This window comes from Collimonas sp. GW821-FHT02H07 (assembly GCF_059421505.1).
The window spans coordinates 461,086-485,768 of record NZ_JBWKVC010000002.1 but is presented as its reverse complement, the minus strand read 5'-3'; the positions used below and the strand labels follow the sequence as shown (position 1 = coordinate 485,768).

Here is a 24,683-nt window from a genome sequence, read left to right as displayed (position 1 = left end):
GATGAGCTCATCTTCCTATTTGACCTATTTCAAACGTCTGGCAGTTCTGCACCGGCCTTATAAAAAGCGCCTGGTCTTTGGGCTGCTCGGGATGGTGGTGACGGCGGCGACGGAGCCGCTGGTAGCGTATATTTTCAAGGTGCTGCTGGACCACGGTTTTGTGGAAAAGCCTACCTTTCCGCTGTGGCTGGTGCCGGTGGCGGTGATTGGCGCATTCGTCGCTCGCGGCGCCTCGACTTTCCTGACAACCTATATGACCAACTGGGTCTCGACCCGGGTGTTGAATACTCTGCGCCAGCAAATGTTCAACCGCATCCTGAACGTCTCGATTGATTTTCATGCCACTCATACGGTAGGGCGCGTGATCAATTCGATCATGTTTGAAGTGCAGCAGATCATCGAAATGATCAGCAAGCTGTTTACGTCGATCGTGCGTTGCGTCCTGACGGTGGCGGGCTTGCTGGGCTATATGCTGTTTATCAGCTGGAAACTCACGATTGTTGCCTTGGTGCTGATGCCGCTGATGATCCTGGTGGTGCGCACCACGGCCAAGCGCTTGAAAAGGCTGAACAAGGATTCGCTGGACGTCAATGCTCAGTTGACCCAGGTCATCGAGGAAACCACGCGGGCCCAGCAGGTCATCAAAGTGTTCGGCGGCGAAGCCTATGAAAAGCGGCGCTTCGAGGAGTCGGCCGAGCATATCCGCCACTACAGCATGCGCATGACCAGCACTTTTGCCGCTACCGTGCCAGTCACGCAAATCATGATGGCTTGCGCAATGTCGGTGATGATCACGATGGGCCTGGTGCAGGCGAGCCATTCCCAGCTTACCGCCGGCGATTTCGTTTCCTTCCTGGCTGCCATGATCGCCCTGCAGGTACCGTTGAAGCAGCTGGCTGAAGTGAATGGCCCGCTGCAGCGCGGGATGGCTGCAGCGGAAGCGGTCTTCAAGTTGATCGACAGCCCGGTGGAGCGCACCGGCGGCAAAGAGCTGGATCGGCGCGCAATGGGAAAAATCGAATTTTCCAATGTCGGTTTTTCCTATCCAGGGCAGGACAAGCCTGCGCTGAAAGGCATCAACCTGAGCGTCGAACCCGGCGAAACCATCGCTTTTGTGGGCATGTCGGGAGGCGGGAAGTCGACTCTGGTGAACCTGATTCCCGGATTTTATTCCGTCACCGAAGGGCGCATCCTGCTGGATGATCTGCTGATCGAGGATATTTCGCTGCACAGCTTGCGGGCCCAGATCGCCATGGTGAGCCAGAACGTCGTGCTGTTCAATGACACGATCGCCGCCAATATTGCTTATGGCGACAGTGCGCCTGACCGCGCGCGAATCGAAGCGGCAGCCAAGGCAGCGCACCTGGAGGAAATGATTGCCGCTTTGCCCGAGGGATATGAAACCCAGGTCGGCGATAACGGTTCGCGCCTGTCGGGCGGCCAGCGGCAACGGCTGGCAATGGCACGCGCCATCTACAAGGATGCACCGATCCTGATCCTGGACGAAGCGACATCGGCGCTGGACAGCGAGTCGGAGCGGGCGGTACAGGCTGCGCTGGACCAGCTGATGCAGGGCCGCACCACTTTCGTCATTGCCCACAGATTATCCACCATTGAGCGCGCCAGCCGCATCGCCGTGCTGGCGAACGGCAGCATTGCTGAAATCGGCACGCATGACGAATTGTTGGGCAGGCAGGGGGCATACGCCAACCTGTATCGCCTCCAGTTTTCCAAAGACGCGATGCATGTAGAGATGTAATGCCGGCGGTCTTGAGCGTCATGCTTGAGACTGCAGCCAGCCTTCATCTGGAAATATCGTCAATAAGAAAAGAAACCTCATGACAGCACAACTCGTTCCAGGCGAAATTTTAAAAAAAGCAGACAAGATTCTGTTCATCGCCCACCTTGCTCTCGGCGATTTCACTTACCTGCAAAACTGTTTCCAGGCGTTTGCCAAGGCCTTCCCCCATATCAAGATTCACATCTGGGTGGACGAGGTGCGCCGCACCCATAAAACCGCGGCGTGGCCGTTCCTGAAGAAGTATGCCTTGTACGACTGGCTGGCTGAATGCCCCTTCGTTGAACGGATTTATCAGCAAACCTACAGCCCCGCCTTGTTCGAGCAATCGATCGCCGAAGCGCAGCAGCAAGATTATCCGCTGGTGGTGTCGCTATCGACCTTGCGTCCGCCGATGTACGCCACGCTGGCGCGCCAGATCAGCCCGCGCGGCTTTGTAGCAGGGATGAAAAAGCCCTTTGGAGTGCTCGCCGTGCACAAGCGCCTGGCATATCGCAAGCTGGATGCCGCGCTCGATCCGGATCATGGCGTGCGCTCCGGCATGCATATCAGCGAGGTCTACGCCGGCTGGTTTCAGCAATTGTTCGGCATGCCCGCCGCCGGCGCGGAACGTTATCCCTTCGTGCAGATTCCGGCGCAATGGCAAAGTTATGCGCAAAACCAGCTGCGGGAATGGGGGTTCAAATATCAGGAGCAACCGGCGACTGGCAAGCTGCTGTTTATCAATCCCTATGCCAAGAACAACAAGCGCTGCTGGCCGCTGGAGCGGGTGGTCGAACTGGTGGCTGCGCTGAATCAGATGGATGCATGGCGCGGCGCGCATTTCATCGTCAACGTGGTGCCGGAAGAGATGGCGCATGCGCAGCAGTTCTTTGCCCAGCACGCCGGGCAGCAGGTGCGCTTGTTCAGCGCCCAGGAAAATTTTTTCCAGTTGCCGGCGATACTGAGTGAATGCGATCTGATCGTATCGGTTGAAACCGCCGTGATGCATCTGGCTAACGCCGTGCACGTGCCGGTGGTGGCCTTGATGCGGCAAAAGAATCCGGAATGGGCGCCAATCGACCAGGAACATAGCGTGGTGATTACCACCGCCAGCCGGCGTGACTGGGTGAAAGCGATTACCGTTGCCCAGGTAACCGAGGTCTTGGGAAGGTGACATCTGCAATGAATATGAATAGCGCCGCAGATGCTTCCAAGCCCTTGCATATTGCTTTTGGCGTTGATGCCAATTATTTTCTCGGCATGGGCGTCGCCATGGTCTCGGTGCTGGAAAACAATCGCAGCCAACCGTTGATTTTTCATGTGCTGACGCCGTCGATTTCCGATGAGAATGCCGTCAGGCTGCGCCAGCTTGAGGCGCGCTACGGGACCGAAATCAAGGTGCATATTATCGATCCGTCGATCTTCGACGAGTTCGCCGTTTTCCCCAGCTTCAGCCAGTATTCGGCGGCGATCTTCAGCCGGCTGCTGATCGCCGGCACGCTGCAGGGCGTCGCCGACAAGGTGCTTTATCTGGATGCGGACATCGTCTGCCAGGGCAGCGTGGCGGAGCTGATGGCGATTGATATCGATGACGTTGTGGTAGCTGCGGTCGGCGACGTCGGCAGTATCGCGGAAAAGCAGATAGCAACCTTGCAGCTGTCGCACCAGCGGTATTTCAACTCAGGCGTCCTGTATATCAACGTCGACAAGTGGATGGCCAGCGATGTCTGGCACGGCGCGGTGAGGGCGATTCTGGGAACCAGCAAGAAATTTTCCTTTCCGGACCAGGATGCCCTGAACATTGTGCTGGATGGCCGCGCCAAGCTCCTGCCGCCGACGTTCAACTGGATGTATGACCTGTTTGGCGAAACTTCCTCAGGAAAGAAGATTGCGAAAGAGGCGCTGTTCGTTCATTTTGTCGGCCGTCTGAAGCCATGGCACAACTGGTGCTGCAATCCGGAAAACCAGCTGTTTCTCAAGTACAAGGCAATCTCGCCATGGGCGGACGCTGTATTGTATCCGCCGAAAAACTACAAGGAAATCCGCATGTATTCGCAGGGATTGCGTAAGTCCGGACGGCAGCTGCAAGGCTGGCTCTGGTACGCTAAATTCGTGCTGAATAAATTTTCCGCTAAGTAGGCGCCCTACGCACTGCCAGAGATCTGCTGCGCACGGCGTTTTTGATCCAGCCACTCAAGTACTATTTTTTCCACCCGTTGCGGCGTGATGCTGCGCATGCATTCGCAAGTCATGGCGTGCTTGATTTTGCAGCCGGGGCAGTTCACCGTTTGCGACAGGGACTGTGCGCGGCGTCCCAGCGCGCCCCAACGGCCGGGATGCATCGAGCGCGCGGTAGGAAACAGGCCGATGGTGCGCTGGCCGAATGCCGCCGACATGTGCAGCGGGCCGGTGCCGCTGGCGATCAGCCCATCGGCGGCCTGGATGAAACAAGCCAGCTGCGCCAGCGTGAGCTGACCGCAGACATTGCTCACATTCGGCAACTGCAGCAGTTCCGGCGCATGCTCGGCCAGCCACTGGCCTTCGGCGGCGCTGCCGGTCACCCACACGTGGATGTCAGGCTGCCGGTCCAGCGATCTGGCCAGCTGCACAAAATAATCGCTCGGCCATTCGCGCCCGTGGCCATTCGATTTCGGGTGAAAGATCAGGTTGAAGCGATACGGCTGCAGCATCTGATCCAGTGCCGCCTCGTGCGGGATCTTGAAATGGTACATGGCTGGAATCTCAGCCAGTTTCGGCACATGCCGGATGCCGAGCGGACGCAGGTACTTGAAGTTGAGCTGCGCTTCGTGACTGTCGGAACCGCCGCGCGTAAAGTGCACCGGGCGATTGCAATACCACCAGTTGAACCAGGTGCGGTAGGCATTGCCGATGCGCACAGGCACGCGGGCCTTGTAGGCAGCGGCTGCCAGGCGCTTGTCGAGCTGCGCAAAGATGACGGTGTCGATATCCGATTGCGCAAAAAAGGCAGCCGGATCGCTCAGGCTTTCCATCTCGATCACGGCATCCACCGTCGTGCAGTAACGCACCACCGGCGCTGCGTAAGCACGGCACAGGAAGCTGATTTTTATTTCAGGGAAGTGCTGCTTGATATACGCGGTAAGAGGGAGCGTGAGGACGACGTCGCCGATGTTATCGGTGCGACAAATCAAAATATGCGAAATTGCCATGGTCAAATCGATTTGCAAAAAAGCTGGGTAAGGTGATCCGACAAGCGACGCTTATCTGGCCGCCAGATATTTCATATACCACTTGAAGCTGGCCAGCATCTGCCCGCGTTTCATCAGGAAGCGTGAATACATCCTCATCTCTTTGTAGTTCCGGGGTGCTTTATCCAGCGCCAGGTCAGCCCACGGCGAGAGCGCCTGGTATTTGACGAACAAGTCGCGGGAGGCGTGCAGGCACCAGTCGTTCCATGGCTTGACGGCGCCGGCGAAGTGGATGAAGACGACCGCGCCGATATCGCGCATCTGGCGCTTGTCTTTTTCCAGGTCATGGATCAGGTCATACAGGAAATTCCATTTGCGCGGGATGTATTGGATTTTTCCTTCCAGCACCACGTTCAGCGCATCCTGGTCGGGAAAACGATACTCCTTGCCATTCTCCAGGATGGCGTGGATGGTTTTCTCGGTGATTTCCTGCGCCATCCAGTTTTCGACATGCATGTACATCACGCCGGAATTGAAATATTTTCCAGACGCCAGCTGCAAGGCGGCGCAGCGCCTTCTGGTGGTTTCGTCGGCGTCCGGCACGACAATCGCCGCGCTGTCGCCGAACTCCATGCCGAGCAACTCGGCCATGCTGCCGACGCACAGGATATCGGCGTCCAGGTACAGCACCTTGTCGCACAGTCCACGCAGGGTCGAGGGGATCAGCAGGCGGGTGAAGATGGTTGGCGAGTAGTAGGAAAATTGCGAGATGTGGGCGAAAGGCTTGAATACATCCGGATCGATGATGTGGACATGCGTCTTCAGCCCATACATTGCTTCCAGCTGCTTGAAACGGGTCCGATTGTCGTCGGAAAGCTTGAAGGCGAACACATGAAAGGTGAATTTCACGCCCGGGCTGTTGGCGATGATGGAGGCGATGGTCGCGCCCATGCTGCGGCAATAGTGGTCGTCGACGCAGAAGGCGATATGGAAGGAATCGTCCACTGCTGTGTCAGCCGGGGAAATCGGTAAAGAGTTGTTCATGCAAACCTTACATAAGAATGATGTCGTACTGTTCTTGCGGGTAAACCGTTTCCACCTGCAGGGAAATCGGCTTACGGATGAAGTCGCCCAGCATCGCCAGATGCTGGGATTCCTCTTCCAGGAACATATCGACCACCACTTGCGACGCCAGGATGCGGAATTCGCGCGGGTTGAACTGTTTGGCTTCGCGCAGCACTTCGCGCAGGATTTCGTAGCAGATGGTGCGCGCGGTCTTGACCTGGCCCTTGCCGTTGCAGGCAGGGCAGGGCTCGCACAGGATATGCGCCAGCGATTCGCGGGTGCGCTTGCGCGTCATTTCCACCAGGCCCAGCGCGGAAAATTCCGATACCGATTTCTTGGTGCGGTCGCGCAGCAAGGCCTTGTGCAGCTCGGCCAGCACGGCGCTCTTGTGCTCGCCGTTTTCCATGTCGATGAAATCGAGAATGATGATGCCGCCCAGGTTGCGCAAGCGCAGCTGGCGTGCGATCGCATGCGCCGCTTCCAGGTTGGTCTTGAAGATCGTGTCGTCGAAATTGCGGCCGTTGACGAAGCTGCCGGTATTGACGTCGATGGTGGTCATGGCCTCGGTCTGGTCGACGATCAGGTAGCCGCCGGACTTGAGCGGCACGCGGCGGCTCAGGGCTTCCAGGATTTCTTCTTCGACGCCGTAGAGATCGAACAGGGGACGCTCGCCGGTGTAGTGCATCAGCCGCTCGGTCACTGAGGGCGTGTAGCTGGCGGCGAATTCCTGCAGCTTCTGGAAATTTTCGCGCGAATCGACCTGGATGGTGGTGGTTTCGTCGTTGACGAAATCGCGCAGAACCCGCTGGGCCAGGCTCAGGTCCTGATGCAGCAAGGTCGGCGCCGGCTTGGTCTTGGTCAGCAGCGTGATCGAGGACCAGGTCTTGCGCAGGTACTCGATGTCCATCTGCAGGTCCGCTTCCGGCGCATCCTCGGCCATGGTGCGGATGATGAAGCCGCCTTTTTCTTCCGGCGGCAGCAGCTTCTGTACCTTGCTTTTCAGCAGCTCGCGTTCCGCTTCGTTTTCGATGCGCTGCGAAATGCCGATATGGCGGTCTTGCGGCAGATACACCAGCATGCGGCCGGCGATGGAAATCTGGGTCGACAGGCGGGCGCCCTTGGTGCCGATAGGATCCTTGACCACTTGCACGGTCAGCGACTGGCCGTCGAACAACAGCTTTTCGATCGGCGTCTGCTGCGCCGCCTGGCCGTCATGGGCGCGGGTTTCCCAAATGTCGGCGACGTGCAGGAAGGCGGCGCGCTCCAGTCCGATATCGATGAATGCCGATTGCATGCCGGGCAGCACGCGCACCACCTTGCCCAGGTAGATATTGCCGGCCAGGCCGCGCGACAAGGTGCGCTCGATGTGCAGCTCTTGCACCGCGCCCTGGAAAATCAGGGCGACGCGGGTTTCCTGCGGCGTGATGTTGACGAGGATGTCTTCGCTCATAAAATGCGGATGCCTGCCTGTTGAAGTAGTTGTGCGGTTTCGAAAAGCGGCAGTCCCATGATGCCGGAATGGCTGCCGCGTATGCTTTCGATGAAGATCGCTGCCGGCCCCTGGATGCCATAGCCGCCCGCTTTGTCATAAGGCTCGCTGGTATCGCAGTAGGCGTCGATCATGGCGGCGCTCAAGCTTTGGAATAAGACATCGGAAACCTGCGTGAGTTGCCACGATTGTTCCTGATGGATGACGGCGACGCTGGTCAGCACCTGGTGCGTGCGGCCGGACAGCATTTGCAGCATCTCGACCGCTTCGCGCTTGTTTGCAGGTTTGCCGAGAATCAGGCCGTCGATCGTGACCGTGGTGTCGGCAGCCAGTATCGGTCGCGCCGGCAGGCTGCGCCACACCATCATCTGATGCGCAGCGCGGGCTTTTTCCATGGTGACCCGGGCGACATAGTGCTGCGGCAATTCGTCCGGCAGGACATCCTCGCTGACGTCGGGGCCGCGCGGCGTCTGGTCGCGCAGCAGCAGCAATTCGAAGACCACGCCGATCTGGCGCAGCAGCTCGCGCCGGCGCGGGCTTTTCGAAGCAAGATAGATTTTCTGGTAAGGGTTTTTCATTGCTGGCTTTACGGCGGATGCGGCGTCAGATGTTTCCAGCGATTATTACAGAGTTACGCGCCCGACGGGGGGGTTTTACCGCGCCCCAGGCGCTGTTTACACGCGATGATAAGGATGGTTCTGGGTAATCGACCAGGCGCGGTAAAGCTGTTCCGCCAGCAGCACCCGCACCATGCCGTGCGGCAGCGTCAGGCTGGAGATGCGCAGCAGGCTGTCGGCCTTGGCCTTGAACTCAGGATCGAGGCCATCGGCGCCGCCGATGATGAAGGCGACGTCGCGGCCATCGCGCTGCCATTGGGTCAGTTGCTGCGACAGCTGGACGCTGGTGAGGTCTTTGCCGCGCTCGTCGAGGGCGACGATGCGCACGCCTTTCGGCAAGACGGCTTCAATCCGGCTGCGCTCCAGCGCCATGGCGGAAGCGGCCGTGTTGCTGCCGGAGCGTTCGACGGGTTTGATTTCCTTGAGGACGATGCGGCAGTCCGGCGGCATGCGTTTCGCATACTCGCCGAAGCCTGTTTCTATCCAAGCCGGCATTTTGTGGCCGACCGCAGCGATGATGAGCTGCATGGCTGAAGCTATTCCCGCAGCAGCTTATTCAGCTGCCTTGGTTTTTGCCGGAGCGCGCTTGACGGCTGGCTTCTTGGCCGGTGCCTTCTTAGGCGCGGCAGTCTTCTTAGGCGGAATCGAGCTCTTCGATGGCGCTACCTTGATGGTCTTGCCGACCGCCTTCTTGGCGCCGTCGGTCTTGACCGGCTTCTTGCGCGCAGGCGCTTTCTTCGGGGTGTCGTCTTCCGGCTTCAAGGCTTGCGAAGTGGTCAGATGGCGCGAGATCTTCTTCGGCGCTTCTTCTTCAGCGGCCGTGCGGGTCGAAACGCGCTTGGCGGCGCCGAACTTGACTTCCTTGTCGCCCCAGATTTCTTCCAGGCGGTAGTAGGCGCGGATCGCCGGCTGCATGATGTGGACCACCATGTCGCCCATGTCGACCAGCACCCATTCGCCGGTGTCTTCACCTTCAACGCTGAGAATGTTGCCGCCGTTTTCCTTGACCTTGTCGCGCACCGAAGCGGCCAGCGCCTTGGTCTGGCGGTTGGAAGTACCGGAGGCAATCGCGATGCGGTCGAACAGGCCGGTCAGGTGGACCGTGTCGTAGACGCGAATGTCTTGGGCTTTGACGTCTTCGAGGGCATCGATGACGAGACTTTGTAGTTTTTTGATATCCATTTAATTCTTATAGAGATGATGTTGTTCAATATAGTCCAGTACTGCCGCCGGGACCAGCGTGTCGGGTCGTTTTGCGTTGTGCAGTGCGGCACGAATTTCTGTTGCCGAAATATCTACAGCCAGGTTCCTTGCCAGGTAGGTCAAGCCGTGCGCGCTCTGGCGAATCTGTTCCGGGGTGGCGGCGCGGCGTGTGAATTCGCGCGTGACCTCGGCAGGAACCTGCGATGCATCCATGGCAAACCCGGGCCGCGAAGCCACACCCAGATGGGCATAGTCAAACAGGCGATCCCAGCCTTGCCAGGTATTCAAGTGCTGCAACTGGTCCGCACCCATCAGGAAAACGATAGATGCCTGCGGCCCGAGTTCGGCCCGCAATGATTGCAATGTATCAATGGTATACGTTGCCGTCTTGCGCTCGATTTCCTGGCTGTCGATGACCAGCGGCACGCTTTGCTGGCTGAAGGCGCGCTTCACCATCTCGACCCGTTGCTCCGGGCTGGCTTCCAGCCCGTGTTTTTGCCAAGGGTTGCCGGTAGGAATTACCCGCAACTCGTCTGGCGCCAGCAAGGTGACAAAATATTTCGCCAGCGCCACATGACCATTGTGGACCGGATCGAAACTACCGCCGAGAACTGCTACGCACTGCCTGGATCGTGGAGAATGATTGGATGTCATTGCGGACTTGCTTATCAAATCCATCAAACCCACTCGCGATGGATCAGGAAATCGGAATATAAACGGGCTTCCGGGCTTCCTGCCGCTGGTTGCCAGTCGTAGCGCCACTTGACCACGGGCGGCATCGACATCAGGATAGACTCGGTACGTCCCCCGGATTGCAGACCGAACAAAGTGCCGCGATCATACACTAAATTGAATTCAACATAGCGTCCGCGACGATATGCCTGGAAATCGCGCTCGTTTTCGCCGTAGGGAATATCCTTGCGGCGCGCCAGGATCGGCGTGTACGCCGGGATGAACGCATTGCCCACGCTTTGCATCATGGCGAAGCTTTGTTCAAAGCCCAGAGCATTGAAATCGTCGAAGAAAATGCCGCCGACGCCGCGCGGCTCCTTGCGGTGCTTCAGGTAGAAATAGTCGTCGCACCATTGCTTGAAGCGCGGATACAGTCCCGGGCCCTGGTCGCCAGCGGTGTCGAACGGCGTCAGCGCGTCGCGGCAGGTGCGGTGAAAGTGTTCCACATCTTCGCTGAAACCGTAATACGGAGTCAGGTCGATGCCGCCGCCAAACCACCAGACCGGTTCCTTGCCTTCAGCACTGGCGATGAAGAAGCGCACATTCATGTGCACGGTGGGCGCGAACGGATTGCGCGGATGCATGACCAGCGAGACGCCCATGGCTTCCCAGGTGCGGCCAGCCAGTTCCGGCCGGTTGGCGGCAGCGGAGGGCGGCAGGCTGCTGCCCATCACGTGCGAGAAGCCGACGCCGCCGCGTTCCAGCACATTGCCTTCTTCGATGATGCGGGAAATGCCGCCGCCGCCTTCGGCCCGTTGCCATTGATCGCTGCCGAAGGGCTTGCCGTCAATCTGTTCCAGGGCCGCGACAATGCGCGCCTGCAGGTCGAGCAGATAGGATTTGACGGCGCTGGCCGGACTGCCGGGAGAGATGTTTGAAGTCATCGTGCGAATCGGTGGTGCCTATAAATATGCTGGTTTGCCAACGTCAAAAGCATAAACCGTTTAGGTAAATTGGGGTCAGGATTTTTCGCCGTGCATGACGAAACTCCTGACCCCAACTTGTTTTGCCGCAGCCGCCAAGCGGCTCAGCCGTGCTTTTTCAGTGCGCGCCAGCCGATATCGCGGCGGAACTGCGAGCCGCTGAAATGAATCAGGTCGACCACGCCGTAAGCTTGTTTCTGCGCCATCTTGACGCTGTCGCCCAAACCCACCACGCACAGCACGCGGCCGCCGGAAGTGGTCAGGCGTTCGCCGTTCAGGGTGGTGCCGGCATGGAATGTCACGGTATCGGCGTTCTCGGGCGGGATGCCGGAAATCAGGTCATCCTTGCGTGGTGCGTCCGGGTAGCCGGCGGCTGCCATCACCACGCCCAGCGCGGTGCGGCGATCCCATTCCAGCTCGATGGTATCCAGCGTGCCGTTGACGGCATGCTCCATCACCACCAGCAGATCGGTCTTGAGGCGCGCCATGATCGGCTGGGTTTCCGGATCGCCCATGCGGCAATTGAATTCCAGCGTCTTCGGATTGCCTTTGTCGTCGATCATCAGGCCGGCGTACAGGAAGCCGCTGAACGGAATGCCGTCCTTGGCCATGCCTTGCACGGTCGGCGTGATGATTTCACGCATCACGCGCGCATGCAGCGCCGGCGTGACGATAGGCGCCGGCGAATACGCGCCCATGCCGCCGGTATTCGGTCCCTGGTCGTCGTCCTTGAGACGTTTGTGGTCCTGGCTGGTCGCCAGCGGCAGGATGTTCTTGCCGTCCACCATGACGATGAAGCTGGCTTCTTCGCCGGCCAGGAATTCTTCGATCACGACACGCGCGCCGGCATCGCCCAGGCGATTATCGGACAGCATCATGTCGACCGCGCCATGCGCCTCTTCCAGGGTCATGGCCACGACCACGCCCTTGCCGGCGGCCAGGCCGTCGGCCTTGATGACGATCGGTGCGCCTTTTTGGTCGATATACTGGTGCGCCGCGGCGACGTCGGAGAAGGTCTGGTATTCCGCAGTAGGGATGTGGTGCCGCTGCATGAAGGACTTGGCGAAATCCTTCGAGCTTTCCAGCTGCGCCGCTTCCTGCGTCGGGCCGAAGATCTTCAGGCCGCGGGCGCGGAAAATATTCACGATGCCGGCCGCCAGCGGCGTTTCGGGGCCGACCACGGTCAGCGCCACGTGCTCGCTTTCGACGAAGTCTGCCAGGGCGACCGGATCGGTGATATTGATGTTTTCCAGGCGCTGGTCAAGCGCCGTGCCGCCGTTGCCAGGCGCGACGAAGACCGTTTGTATGCGCGGGGATTGGGCGATTTTCCACGCCAGGGCATGCTCGCGGCCGCCAGAGCCCACTACCAGAATTTTCATATGAGTCCGTGTATCTGTCTTCAGTATCAGTCTTCAATGACTGCGTTGCTATAAATCTCTTGTACGTCGTCCAGGTTTTCCAGCGCGTCCAGCAGCTTTTGCATCTTGACCGCGTCGTCGCCTGTAAACACGGTTTCGGTCGCCGGTTTCATGATGATTTCCGCCATTTCAGCCTTGAAGCCGGCCTTTTCCAAGGCTTGCTTCAGCGCGGCAAAGTCGTGCGGGCCGGAAATGACCTCGATGCCGCCTTCTTCGTCGGTGATGACGTCTTCGGCGCCGGCTTCCAGCGCTGCTTCCATCAAGGCATCCTCATTGGTGCCGGGCGCGAACAGCAGCTGGCCGCAATGCTTGAACATGAACGCCACCGAACCTTCGGTGCCCATGTTGCCGCCGAACTTGGAAAAAGCGTGGCGCACTTCAGCCACCGTACGGATTCTGTTGTCAGTCATGCAATCGACAATGATCGCCGCGCCGCTGATGCCATAGCCTTCGTAGCGCACTTCTTCATAGTTGACGCCGTCCAGGCTGCCGCTGCCGCGCTGGATCGCGCGGGTGACGTTATCCTTGGGCATATTGGCGTCGGACGCCTTGTCGACCGCCAGCCGCAAACGCGGGTTGGCGTCGATGTCGCCGCCGCCCATACGGGCCGCAACGGTAATTTCCTTGATCAAGCGGGTCCAGATTTTGCCGCGCTTGGCATCGGTGGCGGCCTTCTTGTGCTTAATATTGGCCCATTTGCTGTGTCCAGCCATGATGGTTCTTTCTTGCTCTAGTTAGCTATAATCAAAGCGCAATTTTACCATATTGGCCTTTCTTGAAATCCACTTCTGAGCTCGCGAAAACATGTCAAACCCTCTCCTGATAGCCAAGAATGCCCAGCAAGACCTGATGCTCCTGCCGGCATTGGTGAACCGTCACGGCTGCATTACCGGCGCCACCGGCACCGGCAAGACCGTGACCTTGCAGGTGATCGCCCAGGCCTTGTCGGAGCGCGGTGTGCCGGTGTTCATGGCGGACGTCAAGGGCGACCTGTCCGGCATGGCCAAGGCCGGCGCCGCTTCCAGCAAGATGAAGCAGCGCCTGGAGACGCTCGGCATTGAGGAGCCGCAGTGGGCGGCGACGCCGGTCACCTTCTGGGACGTGTACGGCGTGCAAGGCCATCCGGTGCGCGCCACCATTTCCGACATGGGACCGCTGCTGCTGGCGCGCATGCTCAATCTCAACGACACCCAGCAGGGTGTGCTGCAGCTGGTGTTCAAGATCGCTGACGACAACGGCTTGCTGCTGCTGGACCTGAAGGACTTGCGGGCGATGCTGCAGCACGTCGGCGACAACGCCGCCAGCTTCCAGACCGAATACGGCAATATTTCGGCGGCCAGCATCGGCGCCATCCAGCGCGGCCTGATCGGCATCGGCGAGCAGGGTGGCGAGCAGTTCTTCGGCGAACCGATGCTGAATATCGACGACCTGATCCAGACCGACGGCAATGGCAAGGGCGTGGTGAATATCCTGGCGGCAGACAAGCTGATGAACGCGCCGCGCCTGTATTCCACCTTCTTGCTATGGATGCTGTCGGAACTGTTTGAACATTTGCCGGAAGTAGGCGATCTCGATCAGCCCAAGCTGGTGTTCTTCTTCGATGAAGCGCATCTGCTGTTCAGCGAAGCGCCCAAGCCCTTGCTGCAAAAAATCGAGCAGGTGGTGCGCCTGATCCGTTCTAAAGGCGTGGGCGTTTTTTTTGTCACGCAAAATCCGCTCGACATTCCCGACACCGTGCTGGGCCAGCTCGGCAACCGCGTGCAGCATGCGCTGCGCGCTTATACCCCGCGCGATCAAAAGGCGGTGCAGGCGGCCGCCGACACCTTCCGTGCCAATCCGGCCTTGAATACCGCGGAGGTGATCGGCGAACTTGGGGTCGGCGAAGCGCTGGTATCTTTCCTCGACGAGAAGGGCCGTCCGACCATTGTCGAACGCGCGTTCATCCTGCCGCCGGCTTCACAGATCGGGCCGATCAGCGATGAGGAACGCAAGCAACTGATGGCGACATCCATCGTCGCCGGCGTTTATGAAAACGCGGTCGATCGCGAGTCCGCTTACGAAAAACTCAAAGGCCGCAGCGCCGCTACGCCAGCGGCCAAAGGCGGCGCCGAAGCTGGCGCGGATTCATCGATAGGCGCGACCGTCAGTTCCTGGGGCAGCGCCCTGGGCGGCCTGCTCGGCGGCGGTTCCGGCCGCAAGGATAGCGTGGTGCAGGCGGTGGTGAAATCGGCTGCGCGCACCATCGGTTCGCAAGTCGGCCGCGAACTGATACGCGGCGTGCTGGGCTCCTTGCTGAAGAAAAAGTAACCCCCTGCGCTTTGCAGGCAATCCGTGATCGCGTGAACGGGAAAAAATGGCATGGCCATTTTTTCCTATCCAATCCCTTAACAACGCGATCTTCACATACCCATTACAATTCCCCCATGAGCATTCGATGAGCAGCAAGTTACCGGCGGTCGATCGCCAGCTTTTTCTTGGCGGCCTGGCAATTGCCGTCGCCGGCGCGATTCTGTTTTCGGCCAAGGCGATTGTGGCCAAGCTGATTTATCGCTATCCGGTCGATGCGGTGTTGCTGATCACTTTTCGCATGCTGTTCGCCTTGCCCTTGTTTGCTGCGGTGGCGGTGTGGAAGGCGCGCAGCGAAACGCCGCTGTCGAATCCGGACCGGGTGCGGATAGTGGTGCTGGGATTGATCGGCTATTACCTGTCGAGTTTTCTTGATTTCCTCGGCTTGCAGTATATTTCGGCCGGGCTGGAACGCTTGATACTGTTTTTGACGCCGTCTTTCGTGTTGCTGATGTCTTTCTTTTTTTATCAGCGCCGGGTGAGCTGGCTGGAGTGGGCGGCATTGCTGATTTCCTATCTGGGAACGGTGCTGGTGTTTTTGCACGACGTGCGCCTGGGCGGCGCCAATATCGGCCTGGGAAGCATGCTGGTGCTGGGCGCAGCAGTCAGCTATGCGCTCTACCTGATGCTGTCGGGCGAGCTGGTGAGCCGGGTTGGAGCGATGCGGCTGGTGGCGTATGCGATGTGCGTTTCATGTGCCGCCTGCATCGTGCAGTTCCTGCTGTTGCGGCCTTGGCCGATGCTGTTGCAGCAGCTGCCGCAAGTGTATGGCTTGTCGTTGATTAATGCGGTGTTTTGCACGGTGCTGCCGGTGTTCCTGACGATGATCGCGGTGGCGCGTATCGGCCCGGCGACGGCGGCGCAGGCGGGCATGGTGGGGCCGGTTTCAACCTTGTTTTTAGGTGCGCTGATCCTGGGAGAGCCGATTACGGTGATCCAGCTGACAGGCACCGGTCTGGTGTTGGTGGGGATTTATCTGATCTCAAAGAAGAAGGCGTAAAAGCCCAGTCAGGTAATGATTTTTGCAGTTTCATGCGATGTTAAGCAATAGCACAAGAGAATCATTAGGAGGTGAAAGCAATCATGGTAAAAGCAATCAGGATATCGAAAACCGGCGGTCCCGAAGTCATGGAGTATGTCGACGTGGAAGTTGGCGACCCTGGCCCGGGAGAGGTCCGGATCCGGCACGCCGCCTGCGGCTTGAATTTTATCGACGTCTATTTTCGCACCGGCCTGTATCCGCAGCCCTTGCCGGGTGGCCTTGGGCAGGAAGCCGCCGGCGTGATCGAGGCGGTCGGCGCGGGCGTGACGCACGTGAAAGTCGGCGACCGCGTGTCCTATGCGACCCGGCCGAACGGCGCCTATTCCGAGGCGCGCGTGATGCCTGCCGCATTCCTGATCAAATTACCCGATGCCATCAGCTTCGATACCGCGGCCGCCATGACCTTGCAAGGTTTGACCGCACAGTACCTGTTTCGCCGTACCTTCCCTTTGCGCGGCGGCGAAACCATCCTGTTCCACGCAGCCGCCGGCGGCGTCGGCCTGATCGCCAGCCAATGGGCGCGGGCGCTCGGGGTGACCATGATCGGTACCGTCAGCTCGGCTGAAAAAGCAGCGCTGGCGACGGCGGCCGGCTGTACCCATGTCATCAACTACAAGACCGAGAATTTTGTCGAGCGGGTGCGTGAGATCACCGGCGGCAAGGGCGTGCCGGTAGTGTACGACTCGATCGGCAAGGATACCTTCATCGGCTCGCTGGATTGCCTGGCGCCGCTGGGCACCATGGTCAGCTTCGGCAATGCCTCAGGCGCGGTGCCGCCGTTCAGCCTGAACGAACTGGCGTCGCGCGGTTCGCTGACAATTACACGGCCGTCGCTGCCGAGCTATATCTCGACCCGTGCCGATCTGGACGCCGCTGCAGCGGATCTGTTCCAGATGGTGGAGAGCAAAAAAATCACGATTGAAATCAACCAGCGCTATGCTCTGAAAGACGTGGCGCAGGCGCACGCGGACCTGGAGGGGCGCAAGACTACCGGTTCCACCATCCTGATTCCCTGAGTACCCACTGAGGCATGAATGAACGACCCAATGAAAGACCAGCCGCAGGCTGGGCTGGAAAATCCGATGCAGCATCCGGAAGAACAACCGGCCGGCAGTGACGGTTCGCCCAAATTCGGCCGCCTGCTGATCGTGCTGGTGCTGGTGGTGATACTGATCGGTTTTATCACCTTTGCCAGTGAATGGTTTTATAGCTAACGCCGCTGCATAAGAAAACGGCCTGTGACCCCGCTGGTGCGGGAGCACAGGCCGTTTTTTTTGACCGCTGTTTACTGCTGGTCACTGCTGGTCTCCCACCTTTATTTTGACCACATGCGGCACGCCGCTCTTGCCCGGGAAATCGGTAAAGGCGCTGCGCACCAGATACGGCATCACGGCCGGCAGCGAACCCATTTTTCCTTCGCTGTTCACTGTTACGTCGTACAGCTTTTGCCCGCCGGCGGCGCGCGTGATCGTGACATTCAGGCGGCGCAGGAACAATTGATAGTTATATTCGCGCTGGCCGACCACTTGGGGCGCATACCAGAACGGATCGTAGAAGGGATCATAAAAACGCGGACCATAGAATCCTGGCCGTCCCCAGCCATAGGGGCCATATCCGCCGTACCACATCGGATCGGCGACAACCGGTTCGACCACATGGACGTCGCGCGCGCTGATGCCGTAGTTCAGGGCGACCTTCAATTGTGCCGCAGAGGCATTGTCCTGCTGCACAAATCCCAGCCGTTGCAGTTCGGACCGCACCAGGCCTTCGTAGTTGCGGTATTCCAGGTCATTGTTTTGTGCATCGGTGTGCTCGAATACGAAGGATTTGTTCGGCAAGTCCGCCGGCCATTCGTTAAATGCGGTGACATTGCTGCTGACGACGGTGGCGCAGCCGCCTAGCAGCAATAACAGCGAGGCGAAACAGAGACTGATGATGCGTTTCATTGCGATTCCTCTTCGTGGGGGATATGCGCTGCAATTCCAAAGCTTGCCTGGCAGGCAAGGGCGGCAGCTGGCACATGGGACGAGCGGTCTTCTGGCTGGAGGCTGAAAGAGCAGCTTGATAACAGCATTTTAGCCAAGTCTTGATAGCGCTGCTCTATCGCATTGTCACGATCTGTAACTTGCGCCAGCGATCTATTCCGAATGGCAATTTCTATTACCTATTATTATATTGTTCGATTGATATTTGTTGTTTGGCGATACAGCGCATATCTCCCTCAAATTGGATGATGCATTGCGCTTTGATTGGTAGAATCACTGTCTGCCCGAATTATTAACACTGATTAAGACTGACCAGCACGTCATTAAGCAAGTCACTGGGCTATCGCCCATGCAGACCGCTTAGTTGCCGACTGTCGTTACCAACCATAGTTGTCAACCGAAGTTATCACCATTAACCCGTTACGTTACCTTAGCGACCATCTCCTATGCGCACCGATACTTCCGTCACGCCTCCAACCATCCATCGTAAGGATTACACCGTTCCCGCCTTCCTGGTCGACAGCGTCGACATGGGCTTCGATCTCGATCCGGCCGCTACCCGCATTGCCACCCGCATCACGATGCGCCGCAATCCGGCCAGCGCCAGCAAGGAAATCGTCCTGTTCGGCGAAGAACTGGAACTGGTGCAGTTGCGCCTCAACGGCAAGCAACTGAAGGCCAGCCAGTACCAGCTGGAAGGCGGCAAGCTGCGGATTCCGTCCGCGCCCGCCAAGGTGGTGCTGGAAATTGAAACCCTGACCAGCCCGGAAAAGAATACTTCGCTGATGGGACTGTATGTCTCCAACGGTAATTTCTTCACCCAGTGCGAGGCCGAAGGCTTCCGCAAGATCACTTACTTCCCGGACCGTCCGGATGTGATGGCCAAGTACACCGTCATGCTGCGCGCGGACAAGAAGCAGTATCCGGTGCTGCTGTCGAACGGCAACCTGATCGAAGAGGGCGACCTGCCTGACGGCCGTCACTACGCCAAGTGGGAAGACCCGTTCAAGAAGCCGTCCTACCTGTTCGCACTGGTGGCCGGCGACCTGGTCTGCCAGGAACAAAAATACACCTTGAAATCCGGCCGTGAAGTCTTGCTGCAGGTGTGGGTGGAAGACGGCAACCTGGACAAGACCCAGCACGCCATGGATTCCCTCATCAACAGCATCCGCTGGGATGAAGAGCGCTTCGGCCTGGAGCTGGACCTGGACCGCTTCATGATCGTCGCCGTTGGCGACTTCAACATGGGTGCGATGGAAAACAAGGGCCTGAACATTTTCAACACCAAGTTCGTGCTGGCCAATTCGCGCATCGCCACCGATGTCGACTACGCCAATATCGAGGCGGTGGTCGGCCACGAATACTTCCACAACTGGACCGGCAACCGCGTCACCTGCCGCGACTGGTTCCAGTTGTCCCTGAAGGAAGGCCTGACGGTATTCCGCGACCAGGAATTCTCGGCCGACATGGTCGGCACCGACAGCGGCCGCGCCGTCAAGCGCATCGACGACGTGCGCGTCTTGCGCCAGGCGCAGTTCCCGGAAGATGCAGGTCCGATGGCGCACTCGGTGCGTCCCGATTCCTACGTCGAAATCAATAATTTCTACACTGTCACGATCTACGAAAAGGGCGCCGAAGTCGTGCGCATGTACCAGACCTTGTTCGGCCGCGACGGCTTCCGCAAAGGCATGGACCTGTATTTCGAACGCCACGACGGCCAGGCCGTCGAGTGCGACGATTTCCGCGCCGCCATGGTCGACGCCAACGGCCGCGACCTGAGCCAGTTCGAGCGCTGGTACAGCCAGGCCGGCACGCCGCGGGTGCAGGCGCAGGGCAAGTACGACGCCGCCAAGAAAACTTACGAACTGACGCTGTCGCAGACTTGCGCGCCGACGCCAGGACAAAACAAGAAACTGCCGTTCCACATTCCGGTCGCGGTCGGCCTGCTCGACAGCAGCGGCAAGGACATGGCGCTGCGTCTCAGCACCGACAACAAAGGCAAGGCAGGCAACGAAACGACCCGCGTGCTGGAGCTGACCAAGGCGCAGCAGACTTTCCGTTTTGTCGATGTCGCCGAAGCGCCGGTGCCGTCCATCCTGCGCAATTTCTCCGCGCCGGTAGTGCTGGATGTCGAATACAGCGATGCCGAACTGGCTTTCCTGCTGGCGCACGACAGCGACGCCTTCAATCGTTGGGAAGCGGGCCAGCGCCTGGCGACCCGCAGCCTGCTGGCGCTGACCGCGGCGGTGCAGGAAGCATCGCAGGCGGGCCACGTGGTGGCGTTGGAAGAAGTGATGAACCACGCCGCGTCCAACAGCGCGGCGCTGGGCCAGGCGCTTGGCCTGATCCTGAATGACGGCGCACTGGATGCGGCATTCCGCGAGCAAGCGCTGACCTTGCCGTCGGAAGCACTGCTGGCCGAGCAAACCGAAGTCATCGATCCGCAAGCGATCCACACCTCGCGCCAATACTTGCGCGGCAAGCTGGGCGCAGCGCTGAAGGACGATCTGCTGGCCGCGTATCACGCCAGCCAGACGCCTGGCGACTACAGCCCGGACGCCCAAGCCGCCGGCAAGCGCGCCTTGAAGAACGTCGCCCTGTCGTACCTGATCCAGGCCGACGATGCCGCCGCCCATGCGCTGGCGCAGCAGCAGTACGACAACGCCAACAACATGACCGACCGCCTGGCCGCGCTGGTGGCGCTGACCAACAGCAGTGCGCCGGGCAAGGCCGCAGCGCTGGAAAAGTTCTACACGGACTTCGAACAGGAAGCGCTGGTGATCGACAAGTGGTTTGCCCTGCAAGCCATGGCCTATACCGCCGACGTCGCCACCATTCGCACCCTGGCCGAGCATCCGGCTTTCACGCTGAAAAACCCGAACCGCGCACGCAGCCTGATTTTCAGTTTCTGCAGCGGCAACCCGGCCAATTTCCATGCGGCCGACGGCAGCGGTTACGAGTTCTGGGCAGATCAGGTGATCGCGCTCAACGGCGTCAATCCGCAAGTGGCTTCGCGGCTGGCGCGCAGCATGGACCGCTGGCGCAAATATGCGCCAGCGCTGCAGGAAAAAATGCGCAGCGCCCTGCAGCGGGTGGCGGCAGCGCCCAACTTATCTAAAGATGTACTGGAAGTGATTGGCAAGGCATTAGCCAATTGATTTTGGCCGCTTCGCCGCCTTGGCATGCCAGCTCGGCGGCGAACAGCTACAACGAAGAAAGAGCAATATGAAACGTGTCAGTCTTACGCAGCACCTGATCGAGCAACAGCGTTTGCACAACAGCATCCCGGCCGAATTGCGCCTGCTGATCGAAGTCGTGGGCCGTGCCTGCAAAACCATCAGCCACGCGGTGGGCAAGGGCGCGCTGGGCGAGGTCCTGGGCAGCGCCGACAGCGAAAACGTGCAGGGCGAAGTGCAGAAAAAGCTGGATATCATTTCCAATGAAATCCTGCTGGAAGCCAATGAGTGGGGCGGCCACCTGGCGGCCATGGCGTCGGAAGAGATGGAATCCATCCACCCGATTCCCAACCGCTATCCGCAAGGCGAATACATGCTGCTGTTCGATCCGCTCGACGGCTCCAGCAACATCGATGTCAACGTTTCCATCGGCACCATATTCTCGGTGCTGAAGGCGCCGGACGGCATGACAACGCCGACCGAGCAAGACTTCATGCAATCCGGCCGCAAGCAGGTTGCCGCCGGCTACGCCGTCTACGGTCCGCAAACCATGCTGGTGCTGACCACCGGCAATGGCGTCCATTGCTTCACCCTGGACCGCGAAATGGGTTCCTGGGTGCTGACCCAGCGCGACATGCAGATCCCTGCCGAGACCAAGGAATTCGCCATCAACGCTTCCAATGCCCGCCACTGGCATCCGCCGGTGACGCGCTACGTCAACGAAATGCTGGCCGGCAGCACCGGTCCGCGCCAGAAGGATTTCAACATGCGCTGGATCGCTTCGATGGTGGCGGACGTCCATCGCATCCTGAACCGCGGCGGCATCTTCATGTATCCGGCCGATGCGCGTGAACCGGACAAGCCAGGCAAGCTGCGCCTGATGTATGAAGCCAATCCGATGGCCTTCATCGTCGAACAGGCCGGCGGCGCCGCTACCGACGGCAAGCAAGCCATCCTGGATATCCAGCCGGAGAAACTGCACCAGCGCGTGCCGGTGTTCCTCGGTTCCAAGAGTGAAGTGGAACTGGTGACGCGCTATCACCAGGAGTGAGGGAACCCTCTGCGCGGGGCCGAGTCAGAGTAGAAGACCCGGCGCCTGCGCGGCAGTGAAATGCCAGGCGTTGTAGAATCCCGCACTGGCAGCAAACGCTTGACCGCAACACACATTGATAGAAATAAGAGGAAAAGATTGAAAACTGCACTAGTCGGAGATAAGAGCATCCCCGAGTTCGACAAAGACATCATGACCAACCTGCTGATCACCATCGCGGAAGAGAAGCTGGTGCGGCAAGAACAGATGCTGATTGCTGTCCTCAATGCGAAGCAAGAGATTTACCGTGTTATCGGCGCCGCCGACCGCAAGCAGTTCAACAACGCGGTGGAAGAGCTGGAAGACCTGGAGCTGAGCAATGAGCTGAAGGAAATCGACCGGGTCAAGAACGGCTACGATGCGATTTTCGGTTTAAGCGCATAACGACATAGTTATCGGCATAGTTTTATCGCTTTATCGAAGCTGTCAGCGCGGCGCGCCGGCAGCTTCATGGCGACAACGGCAACTCATGCATCGGCGCCCGCTTCTTCCGCTGCTCGCGCTGCCATCCCTCCCGCATCCTCTCGTACTATCCCTCTAGCTTTACATTTTTGTCTTCATTATATTTCTATATGGAAATATAATGGCCGCTGCATTCAACCAGGGGAACAGAATAATGAAAGCAATCATCACACTGACGGTGCTGACGCTCATCATCTTGGCGGTGATTACCGTGCTCACCAGAGAGAAGCAGGCGGCACAGCAGAAGCGCCGCGAGTACATCAAGAAAAAACCTCTGTCGAACCATGAGCAAGTCCTGTACTGGCGGCTGGTCGGCGCCTTGCCGGACCATATGGTGCTGGCGCAAGTCAGCCTGGGCCGCTGCCTGGGCACCAAGGATAGCGGCGGCCTGGATTCCATGACCTCGAAGAATCTCGATTTTGTGGTGTGCGATAAAGCCAGCGACGTGGTTGCGGTGATCGAGATCGATACTAAAAACTACAGCTCCAAGATCGTCAGCAAGGAAGATGAAAGAAAATACAAGGCGCTGAAAAAGGCCGGCATCGACATCATCCGCTGGCGCGCCAATTCCTTGCCCAGCGAAGCCGATATCCGGGAGCGCTTCACCTTGCTCGATCCGAGCAAGAAGCTGCGGGTGGTGAAAAACAAGACCCATCAGACCAGCATCTTCGGCATCGGCATCGGCAGATACCGGAATACCGGCGCCGGTTAAGCCAGCAGCGCCGGGCGCCCGGTTTATGCCGTAATCACGCAGTTCCGGCCCTGATCCTTGGCGCGGTACAGGCGTTCATCCGCGGCCCGGAATATGGTGTCGATCGTGCTGCCATCGAGCTCGAACTGGGACACGCCGATACTCACCGTCAGCGTCAGCTTGGGAATCAGGATGCTTTCGAATACGGCGTTTTCGGTCGCCGAACGGATCCGCTCTCCTATCGTCACTGCCAGTTCCTGCGTAGCCTGCGGCAGCAATACCATGAATTCCTCGCCGCCCATGCGCGCCACGCTATCGTAGGGACGGATCTGTTCCGTGCATTTCTGCACGAAGCCCTGCAGCACCTGGTCCCCCACCTGATGACCGTAACGGTCGTTGATCGCCTTGAAATTATCCAGGTCCAGCGCCAGCAATGCGAATGACAGATTGTCGCGCTTGGCGCGGGCGATCTCGGCATCGACCCGTTCGATGAAGTGACGCCGGTTGGCGGCGCCGGTGAGCGGATCGGTCGATGCCAGGTGCTCCAGCATCTGGTTGCTGCGCTGCAGTTCCTGCAGGGCGTTTTCGGTCCTCACCATGGCCATCGCCAGGCGGTTCACCATCTCTTCCTGGTTATAGATATTGGCGAACGAGCGCGTGGTATGAAACGCCTTGACGATGCCGTAGCTGAGAATGAAGAAGCCGCCGGCAAAGATTGCGTGTGCTAGCCACCACATATGATTCCACGGCTTGCCGAGAATGAAGGCCAGCGAGGACAATCCAAACAAGGCGATGGCGATCCCGAAAATCGTCATCAGCGGCGAGCGGATCCGCCCCACCAGCATGACGGTGAGGTTGATCGCCGCAAACATCAACGCGCCTCCCTCCATCGCCAGCCGTAACGGCGGGCTGCCTGCGATCGGTGAATTGGCGGCAATCGCCACCGCCACGTTAATCGCCAGGAACGCCGCTATCCAGGCCAGCCATGTGCGCGGATTGACCCGTTGTGCCGGCGTGTCGGGTTCCTGGTTGAAAGACAGCAGGCCGATCAGCAGCAGGATCGCCATCGCCAGCCTCGAGGCCGGGCCATACAGCAGGAACAGCCAGATATTTTGGTGCGCCATGCCGGTGAATGCGCCGTGCGGCACATAGATCAGGGTGAAGCCGAGGAAGCCCAGTGTCAGCCAGCGAAGTAGCGGTTCTCCCGACGACAGATAGCAGCGCCAGCTGACATAGGTAACGAACAGGCCTTCGATGGTGGCGCCGGTAATGGCGATTTCATGGAACAGGTGGTTCTCGAATTTGAGCGTCGGATCCTGGAAAAAATACAGGTAAGCAATCAGAAAGGCGGGCGACAGGGCGAAACCGGCGATCAGGAAAGCAGCATAGATTTTGGTAACCCGGCGGATGGTTTCAGGCCGTTCGCCGATTTTTGCGCTCATGTCCATATGCATCCTTGGTCCAGATGATAATTCCGTCAGGTAACGGCGGCACGGC

Annotated in this window: 23 protein-coding genes; 11 read left to right on the top strand and 12 right to left on the bottom strand. The window is 59.0% G+C overall.

What is annotated here, in order from left to right:
• The first annotated feature begins 1 nt into the window (after position 1).
• The 3 genes from msbA to AC07V8_RS05385 all read left to right on the top strand — a co-directional run bounded on the left by msbA (position 2) and on the right by AC07V8_RS05385 (position 3,919).
• Positions 2-1,759, top strand: coding sequence for a lipid A export permease/ATP-binding protein MsbA (msbA, locus tag AC07V8_RS05395; protein ID WP_494677622.1), 1,758 nt, complete (start codon positions 2-4; stop codon positions 1,757-1,759).
• 79 nt (positions 1,760-1,838) lie between these two features.
• On the top strand, positions 1,839-2,954 hold the full coding sequence (locus tag AC07V8_RS05390; protein WP_494677621.1) for a glycosyltransferase family 9 protein: 1,116 nt from the start codon (positions 1,839-1,841) through the stop codon (positions 2,952-2,954).
• Between the two features lie 8 nt (positions 2,955-2,962).
• Positions 2,963-3,919 (top strand): glycosyltransferase family 8 protein, encoded by a 957-nt coding sequence (locus AC07V8_RS05385; RefSeq protein WP_494677620.1) that lies wholly within the window; start codon positions 2,963-2,965, stop codon positions 3,917-3,919.
• Positions 3,920-3,924: 5 nt separating this feature from the next.
• On the opposite strand, the gene AC07V8_RS05380 is transcribed toward AC07V8_RS05385, so the two are convergent.
• The 10 genes from AC07V8_RS05380 to AC07V8_RS05335 all read right to left on the bottom strand — a co-directional run bounded on the left by AC07V8_RS05380 (position 3,925) and on the right by AC07V8_RS05335 (position 13,107).
• Positions 3,925-4,968 carry a glycosyltransferase family 9 protein gene (locus tag AC07V8_RS05380; protein ID WP_494677619.1) on the bottom strand — a complete coding sequence of 348 codons (1,044 nt, stop codon included), beginning with the start codon at positions 4,966-4,968 and terminating at the stop codon, positions 3,925-3,927.
• A gap of 51 nt (positions 4,969-5,019) precedes the next feature.
• Positions 5,020-5,991, bottom strand: coding sequence for a glycosyltransferase family 8 protein (locus tag AC07V8_RS05375; RefSeq protein WP_494677618.1), 972 nt, complete (start codon positions 5,989-5,991; stop codon positions 5,020-5,022).
• A 7-nt stretch (positions 5,992-5,998) separates the two neighbouring features.
• Positions 5,999-7,462: a ribonuclease G gene (gene rng / locus AC07V8_RS05370; protein WP_494677617.1), complete on the bottom strand. Its 1,464-nt coding sequence runs from the start codon at positions 7,460-7,462 to the stop codon at positions 5,999-6,001.
• Positions 7,459-8,079 carry a Maf family protein gene (locus AC07V8_RS05365; RefSeq protein ID WP_494677616.1) on the bottom strand — a complete coding sequence of 207 codons (621 nt, stop codon included), beginning with the start codon at positions 8,077-8,079 and terminating at the stop codon, positions 7,459-7,461. The genes rng and AC07V8_RS05365 overlap by 4 nt, the downstream gene beginning before the upstream one ends.
• A gap of 96 nt (positions 8,080-8,175) precedes the next feature.
• On the bottom strand, positions 8,176-8,646 hold the full coding sequence (gene rlmH, locus AC07V8_RS05360) for a 23S rRNA (pseudouridine(1915)-N(3))-methyltransferase RlmH (protein ID WP_211444033.1): 471 nt from the start codon (positions 8,644-8,646) through the stop codon (positions 8,176-8,178).
• A 24-nt stretch (positions 8,647-8,670) separates the two neighbouring features.
• Positions 8,671-9,300, bottom strand: coding sequence for a ribosome silencing factor (gene rsfS, locus AC07V8_RS05355; RefSeq protein ID WP_494677615.1), 630 nt, complete (start codon positions 9,298-9,300; stop codon positions 8,671-8,673).
• Positions 9,301-9,975, bottom strand: a complete 675-nt coding sequence (locus AC07V8_RS05350) for a nicotinate-nucleotide adenylyltransferase (protein ID WP_494721450.1) — start codon at positions 9,973-9,975, stop codon at positions 9,301-9,303.
• A 23-nt stretch (positions 9,976-9,998) separates the two neighbouring features.
• The gene (gene hemF, locus AC07V8_RS05345; RefSeq protein ID WP_494677614.1) at positions 9,999-10,937 is read right to left on the bottom strand and encodes an oxygen-dependent coproporphyrinogen oxidase; all 939 of its coding nucleotides are present in this window, start codon (positions 10,935-10,937) and stop codon (positions 9,999-10,001) included.
• Positions 10,938-11,080: 143 nt separating this feature from the next.
• Positions 11,081-12,355, bottom strand: coding sequence for a phosphoribosylamine--glycine ligase (gene purD, locus AC07V8_RS05340; RefSeq protein ID WP_494677613.1), 1,275 nt, complete (start codon positions 12,353-12,355; stop codon positions 11,081-11,083).
• Between the two features lie 26 nt (positions 12,356-12,381).
• Complete coding sequence (locus tag AC07V8_RS05335) at positions 12,382-13,107, bottom strand: YebC/PmpR family DNA-binding transcriptional regulator (RefSeq protein WP_494677612.1); 726 nt, start codon at positions 13,105-13,107, stop codon at positions 12,382-12,384.
• A gap of 91 nt (positions 13,108-13,198) precedes the next feature.
• Between AC07V8_RS05335 and AC07V8_RS05330 the strand changes: the two genes are divergently transcribed.
• The 4 genes from AC07V8_RS05330 to AC07V8_RS05315 all read left to right on the top strand — a co-directional run bounded on the left by AC07V8_RS05330 (position 13,199) and on the right by AC07V8_RS05315 (position 16,996).
• The gene (locus AC07V8_RS05330; RefSeq protein WP_494677611.1) at positions 13,199-14,701 is read left to right on the top strand and encodes a helicase HerA-like C-terminal domain-containing protein; all 1,503 of its coding nucleotides are present in this window, start codon (positions 13,199-13,201) and stop codon (positions 14,699-14,701) included.
• 127 nt (positions 14,702-14,828) lie between these two features.
• Positions 14,829-15,740: a DMT family transporter gene (locus AC07V8_RS05325; protein WP_494677610.1), complete on the top strand. Its 912-nt coding sequence runs from the start codon at positions 14,829-14,831 to the stop codon at positions 15,738-15,740.
• A gap of 83 nt (positions 15,741-15,823) precedes the next feature.
• A complete protein-coding gene (locus tag AC07V8_RS05320; RefSeq protein WP_494677609.1) occupies positions 15,824-16,798 on the top strand; it encodes a quinone oxidoreductase family protein in 975 nt (324 codons plus the stop codon).
• Positions 16,799-16,816: 18 nt separating this feature from the next.
• The gene (locus tag AC07V8_RS05315; protein WP_494677608.1) at positions 16,817-16,996 is read left to right on the top strand and encodes a hypothetical protein; all 180 of its coding nucleotides are present in this window, start codon (positions 16,817-16,819) and stop codon (positions 16,994-16,996) included.
• An 81-nt stretch (positions 16,997-17,077) separates the two neighbouring features.
• On the opposite strand, the gene AC07V8_RS05310 is transcribed toward AC07V8_RS05315, so the two are convergent.
• Positions 17,078-17,728 carry a DUF4136 domain-containing protein gene (locus AC07V8_RS05310; protein WP_494677607.1) on the bottom strand — a complete coding sequence of 217 codons (651 nt, stop codon included), beginning with the start codon at positions 17,726-17,728 and terminating at the stop codon, positions 17,078-17,080.
• Positions 17,729-18,213: 485 nt separating this feature from the next.
• Here AC07V8_RS05310 and pepN point away from each other — a divergent pair, with 485 nt between their 5' ends.
• The 4 genes from pepN to AC07V8_RS05290 all read left to right on the top strand — a co-directional run bounded on the left by pepN (position 18,214) and on the right by AC07V8_RS05290 (position 23,207).
• Positions 18,214-20,925 (top strand): aminopeptidase N, encoded by a 2,712-nt coding sequence (gene pepN, locus AC07V8_RS05305; protein WP_494677606.1) that lies wholly within the window; start codon positions 18,214-18,216, stop codon positions 20,923-20,925.
• 67 nt (positions 20,926-20,992) lie between these two features.
• The gene (locus AC07V8_RS05300) at positions 20,993-21,994 is read left to right on the top strand and encodes a class 1 fructose-bisphosphatase (protein ID WP_211444045.1); all 1,002 of its coding nucleotides are present in this window, start codon (positions 20,993-20,995) and stop codon (positions 21,992-21,994) included.
• A gap of 138 nt (positions 21,995-22,132) precedes the next feature.
• Positions 22,133-22,417 (top strand): hypothetical protein, encoded by a 285-nt coding sequence (locus tag AC07V8_RS05295; protein WP_098495752.1) that lies wholly within the window; start codon positions 22,133-22,135, stop codon positions 22,415-22,417.
• 232 nt (positions 22,418-22,649) lie between these two features.
• Complete coding sequence (locus AC07V8_RS05290) at positions 22,650-23,207, top strand: DUF2726 domain-containing protein (RefSeq protein WP_494677605.1); 558 nt, start codon at positions 22,650-22,652, stop codon at positions 23,205-23,207.
• Between the two features lie 23 nt (positions 23,208-23,230).
• On the opposite strand, the gene AC07V8_RS05285 is transcribed toward AC07V8_RS05290, so the two are convergent.
• Positions 23,231-24,634, bottom strand: a complete 1,404-nt coding sequence (locus tag AC07V8_RS05285; RefSeq protein ID WP_494677604.1) for a GGDEF domain-containing protein — start codon at positions 24,632-24,634, stop codon at positions 23,231-23,233.
• Between the last annotated feature and the right edge of the window lie 49 nt (positions 24,635-24,683).

What these genes read in the sequence shown, in the direction of transcription:
- purD (WP_494677613.1), bottom strand. Translation starts at nt 12,355, where the DNA reads ATGAAAATTCTGGTAGTGGGCTCTGGCGGCCGCGAGCATGCCCTGGCG.
- AC07V8_RS05330 (WP_494677611.1), top strand. Translation starts at nt 13,199, where the DNA reads ATGTCAAACCCTCTCCTGATAGCCAAGAATGCCCAGCAAGACCTGATG.
- AC07V8_RS05385 (WP_494677620.1), top strand. Translation starts at nt 2,963, where the DNA reads ATGAATATGAATAGCGCCGCAGATGCTTCCAAGCCCTTGCATATTGCT.
- AC07V8_RS05325 (WP_494677610.1), top strand. Translation starts at nt 14,829, where the DNA reads ATGAGCAGCAAGTTACCGGCGGTCGATCGCCAGCTTTTTCTTGGCGGC.
- msbA (WP_494677622.1), top strand. Translation starts at nt 2, where the DNA reads ATGAGCTCATCTTCCTATTTGACCTATTTCAAACGTCTGGCAGTTCTG.
- rng (WP_494677617.1), bottom strand. Translation starts at nt 7,462, where the DNA reads ATGAGCGAAGACATCCTCGTCAACATCACGCCGCAGGAAACCCGCGTC.
- AC07V8_RS05310 (WP_494677607.1), bottom strand. Translation starts at nt 17,728, where the DNA reads ATGAAACGCATCATCAGTCTCTGTTTCGCCTCGCTGTTATTGCTGCTA.
- AC07V8_RS05350 (WP_494721450.1), bottom strand. Translation starts at nt 9,975, where the DNA reads ATGACATCCAATCATTCTCCACGATCCAGGCAGTGCGTAGCAGTTCTC.
- pepN (WP_494677606.1), top strand. Translation starts at nt 18,214, where the DNA reads ATGCGCACCGATACTTCCGTCACGCCTCCAACCATCCATCGTAAGGAT.
- AC07V8_RS05365 (WP_494677616.1), bottom strand. Translation starts at nt 8,079, where the DNA reads ATGAAAAACCCTTACCAGAAAATCTATCTTGCTTCGAAAAGCCCGCGC.
- rlmH (WP_211444033.1), bottom strand. Translation starts at nt 8,646, where the DNA reads ATGCAGCTCATCATCGCTGCGGTCGGCCACAAAATGCCGGCTTGGATA.
- hemF (WP_494677614.1), bottom strand. Translation starts at nt 10,937, where the DNA reads ATGACTTCAAACATCTCTCCCGGCAGTCCGGCCAGCGCCGTCAAATCC.
- AC07V8_RS05285 (WP_494677604.1), bottom strand. Translation starts at nt 24,634, where the DNA reads ATGGACATGAGCGCAAAAATCGGCGAACGGCCTGAAACCATCCGCCGG.
- AC07V8_RS05375 (WP_494677618.1), bottom strand. Translation starts at nt 5,991, where the DNA reads ATGAACAACTCTTTACCGATTTCCCCGGCTGACACAGCAGTGGACGAT.
- AC07V8_RS05390 (WP_494677621.1), top strand. Translation starts at nt 1,839, where the DNA reads ATGACAGCACAACTCGTTCCAGGCGAAATTTTAAAAAAAGCAGACAAG.
- AC07V8_RS05315 (WP_494677608.1), top strand. Translation starts at nt 16,817, where the DNA reads ATGAACGACCCAATGAAAGACCAGCCGCAGGCTGGGCTGGAAAATCCG.
- AC07V8_RS05300 (WP_211444045.1), top strand. Translation starts at nt 20,993, where the DNA reads ATGAAACGTGTCAGTCTTACGCAGCACCTGATCGAGCAACAGCGTTTG.
- AC07V8_RS05335 (WP_494677612.1), bottom strand. Translation starts at nt 13,107, where the DNA reads ATGGCTGGACACAGCAAATGGGCCAATATTAAGCACAAGAAGGCCGCC.
- AC07V8_RS05380 (WP_494677619.1), bottom strand. Translation starts at nt 4,968, where the DNA reads ATGGCAATTTCGCATATTTTGATTTGTCGCACCGATAACATCGGCGAC.
- AC07V8_RS05320 (WP_494677609.1), top strand. Translation starts at nt 15,824, where the DNA reads ATGGTAAAAGCAATCAGGATATCGAAAACCGGCGGTCCCGAAGTCATG.
- AC07V8_RS05290 (WP_494677605.1), top strand. Translation starts at nt 22,650, where the DNA reads ATGAAAGCAATCATCACACTGACGGTGCTGACGCTCATCATCTTGGCG.
- rsfS (WP_494677615.1), bottom strand. Translation starts at nt 9,300, where the DNA reads ATGGATATCAAAAAACTACAAAGTCTCGTCATCGATGCCCTCGAAGAC.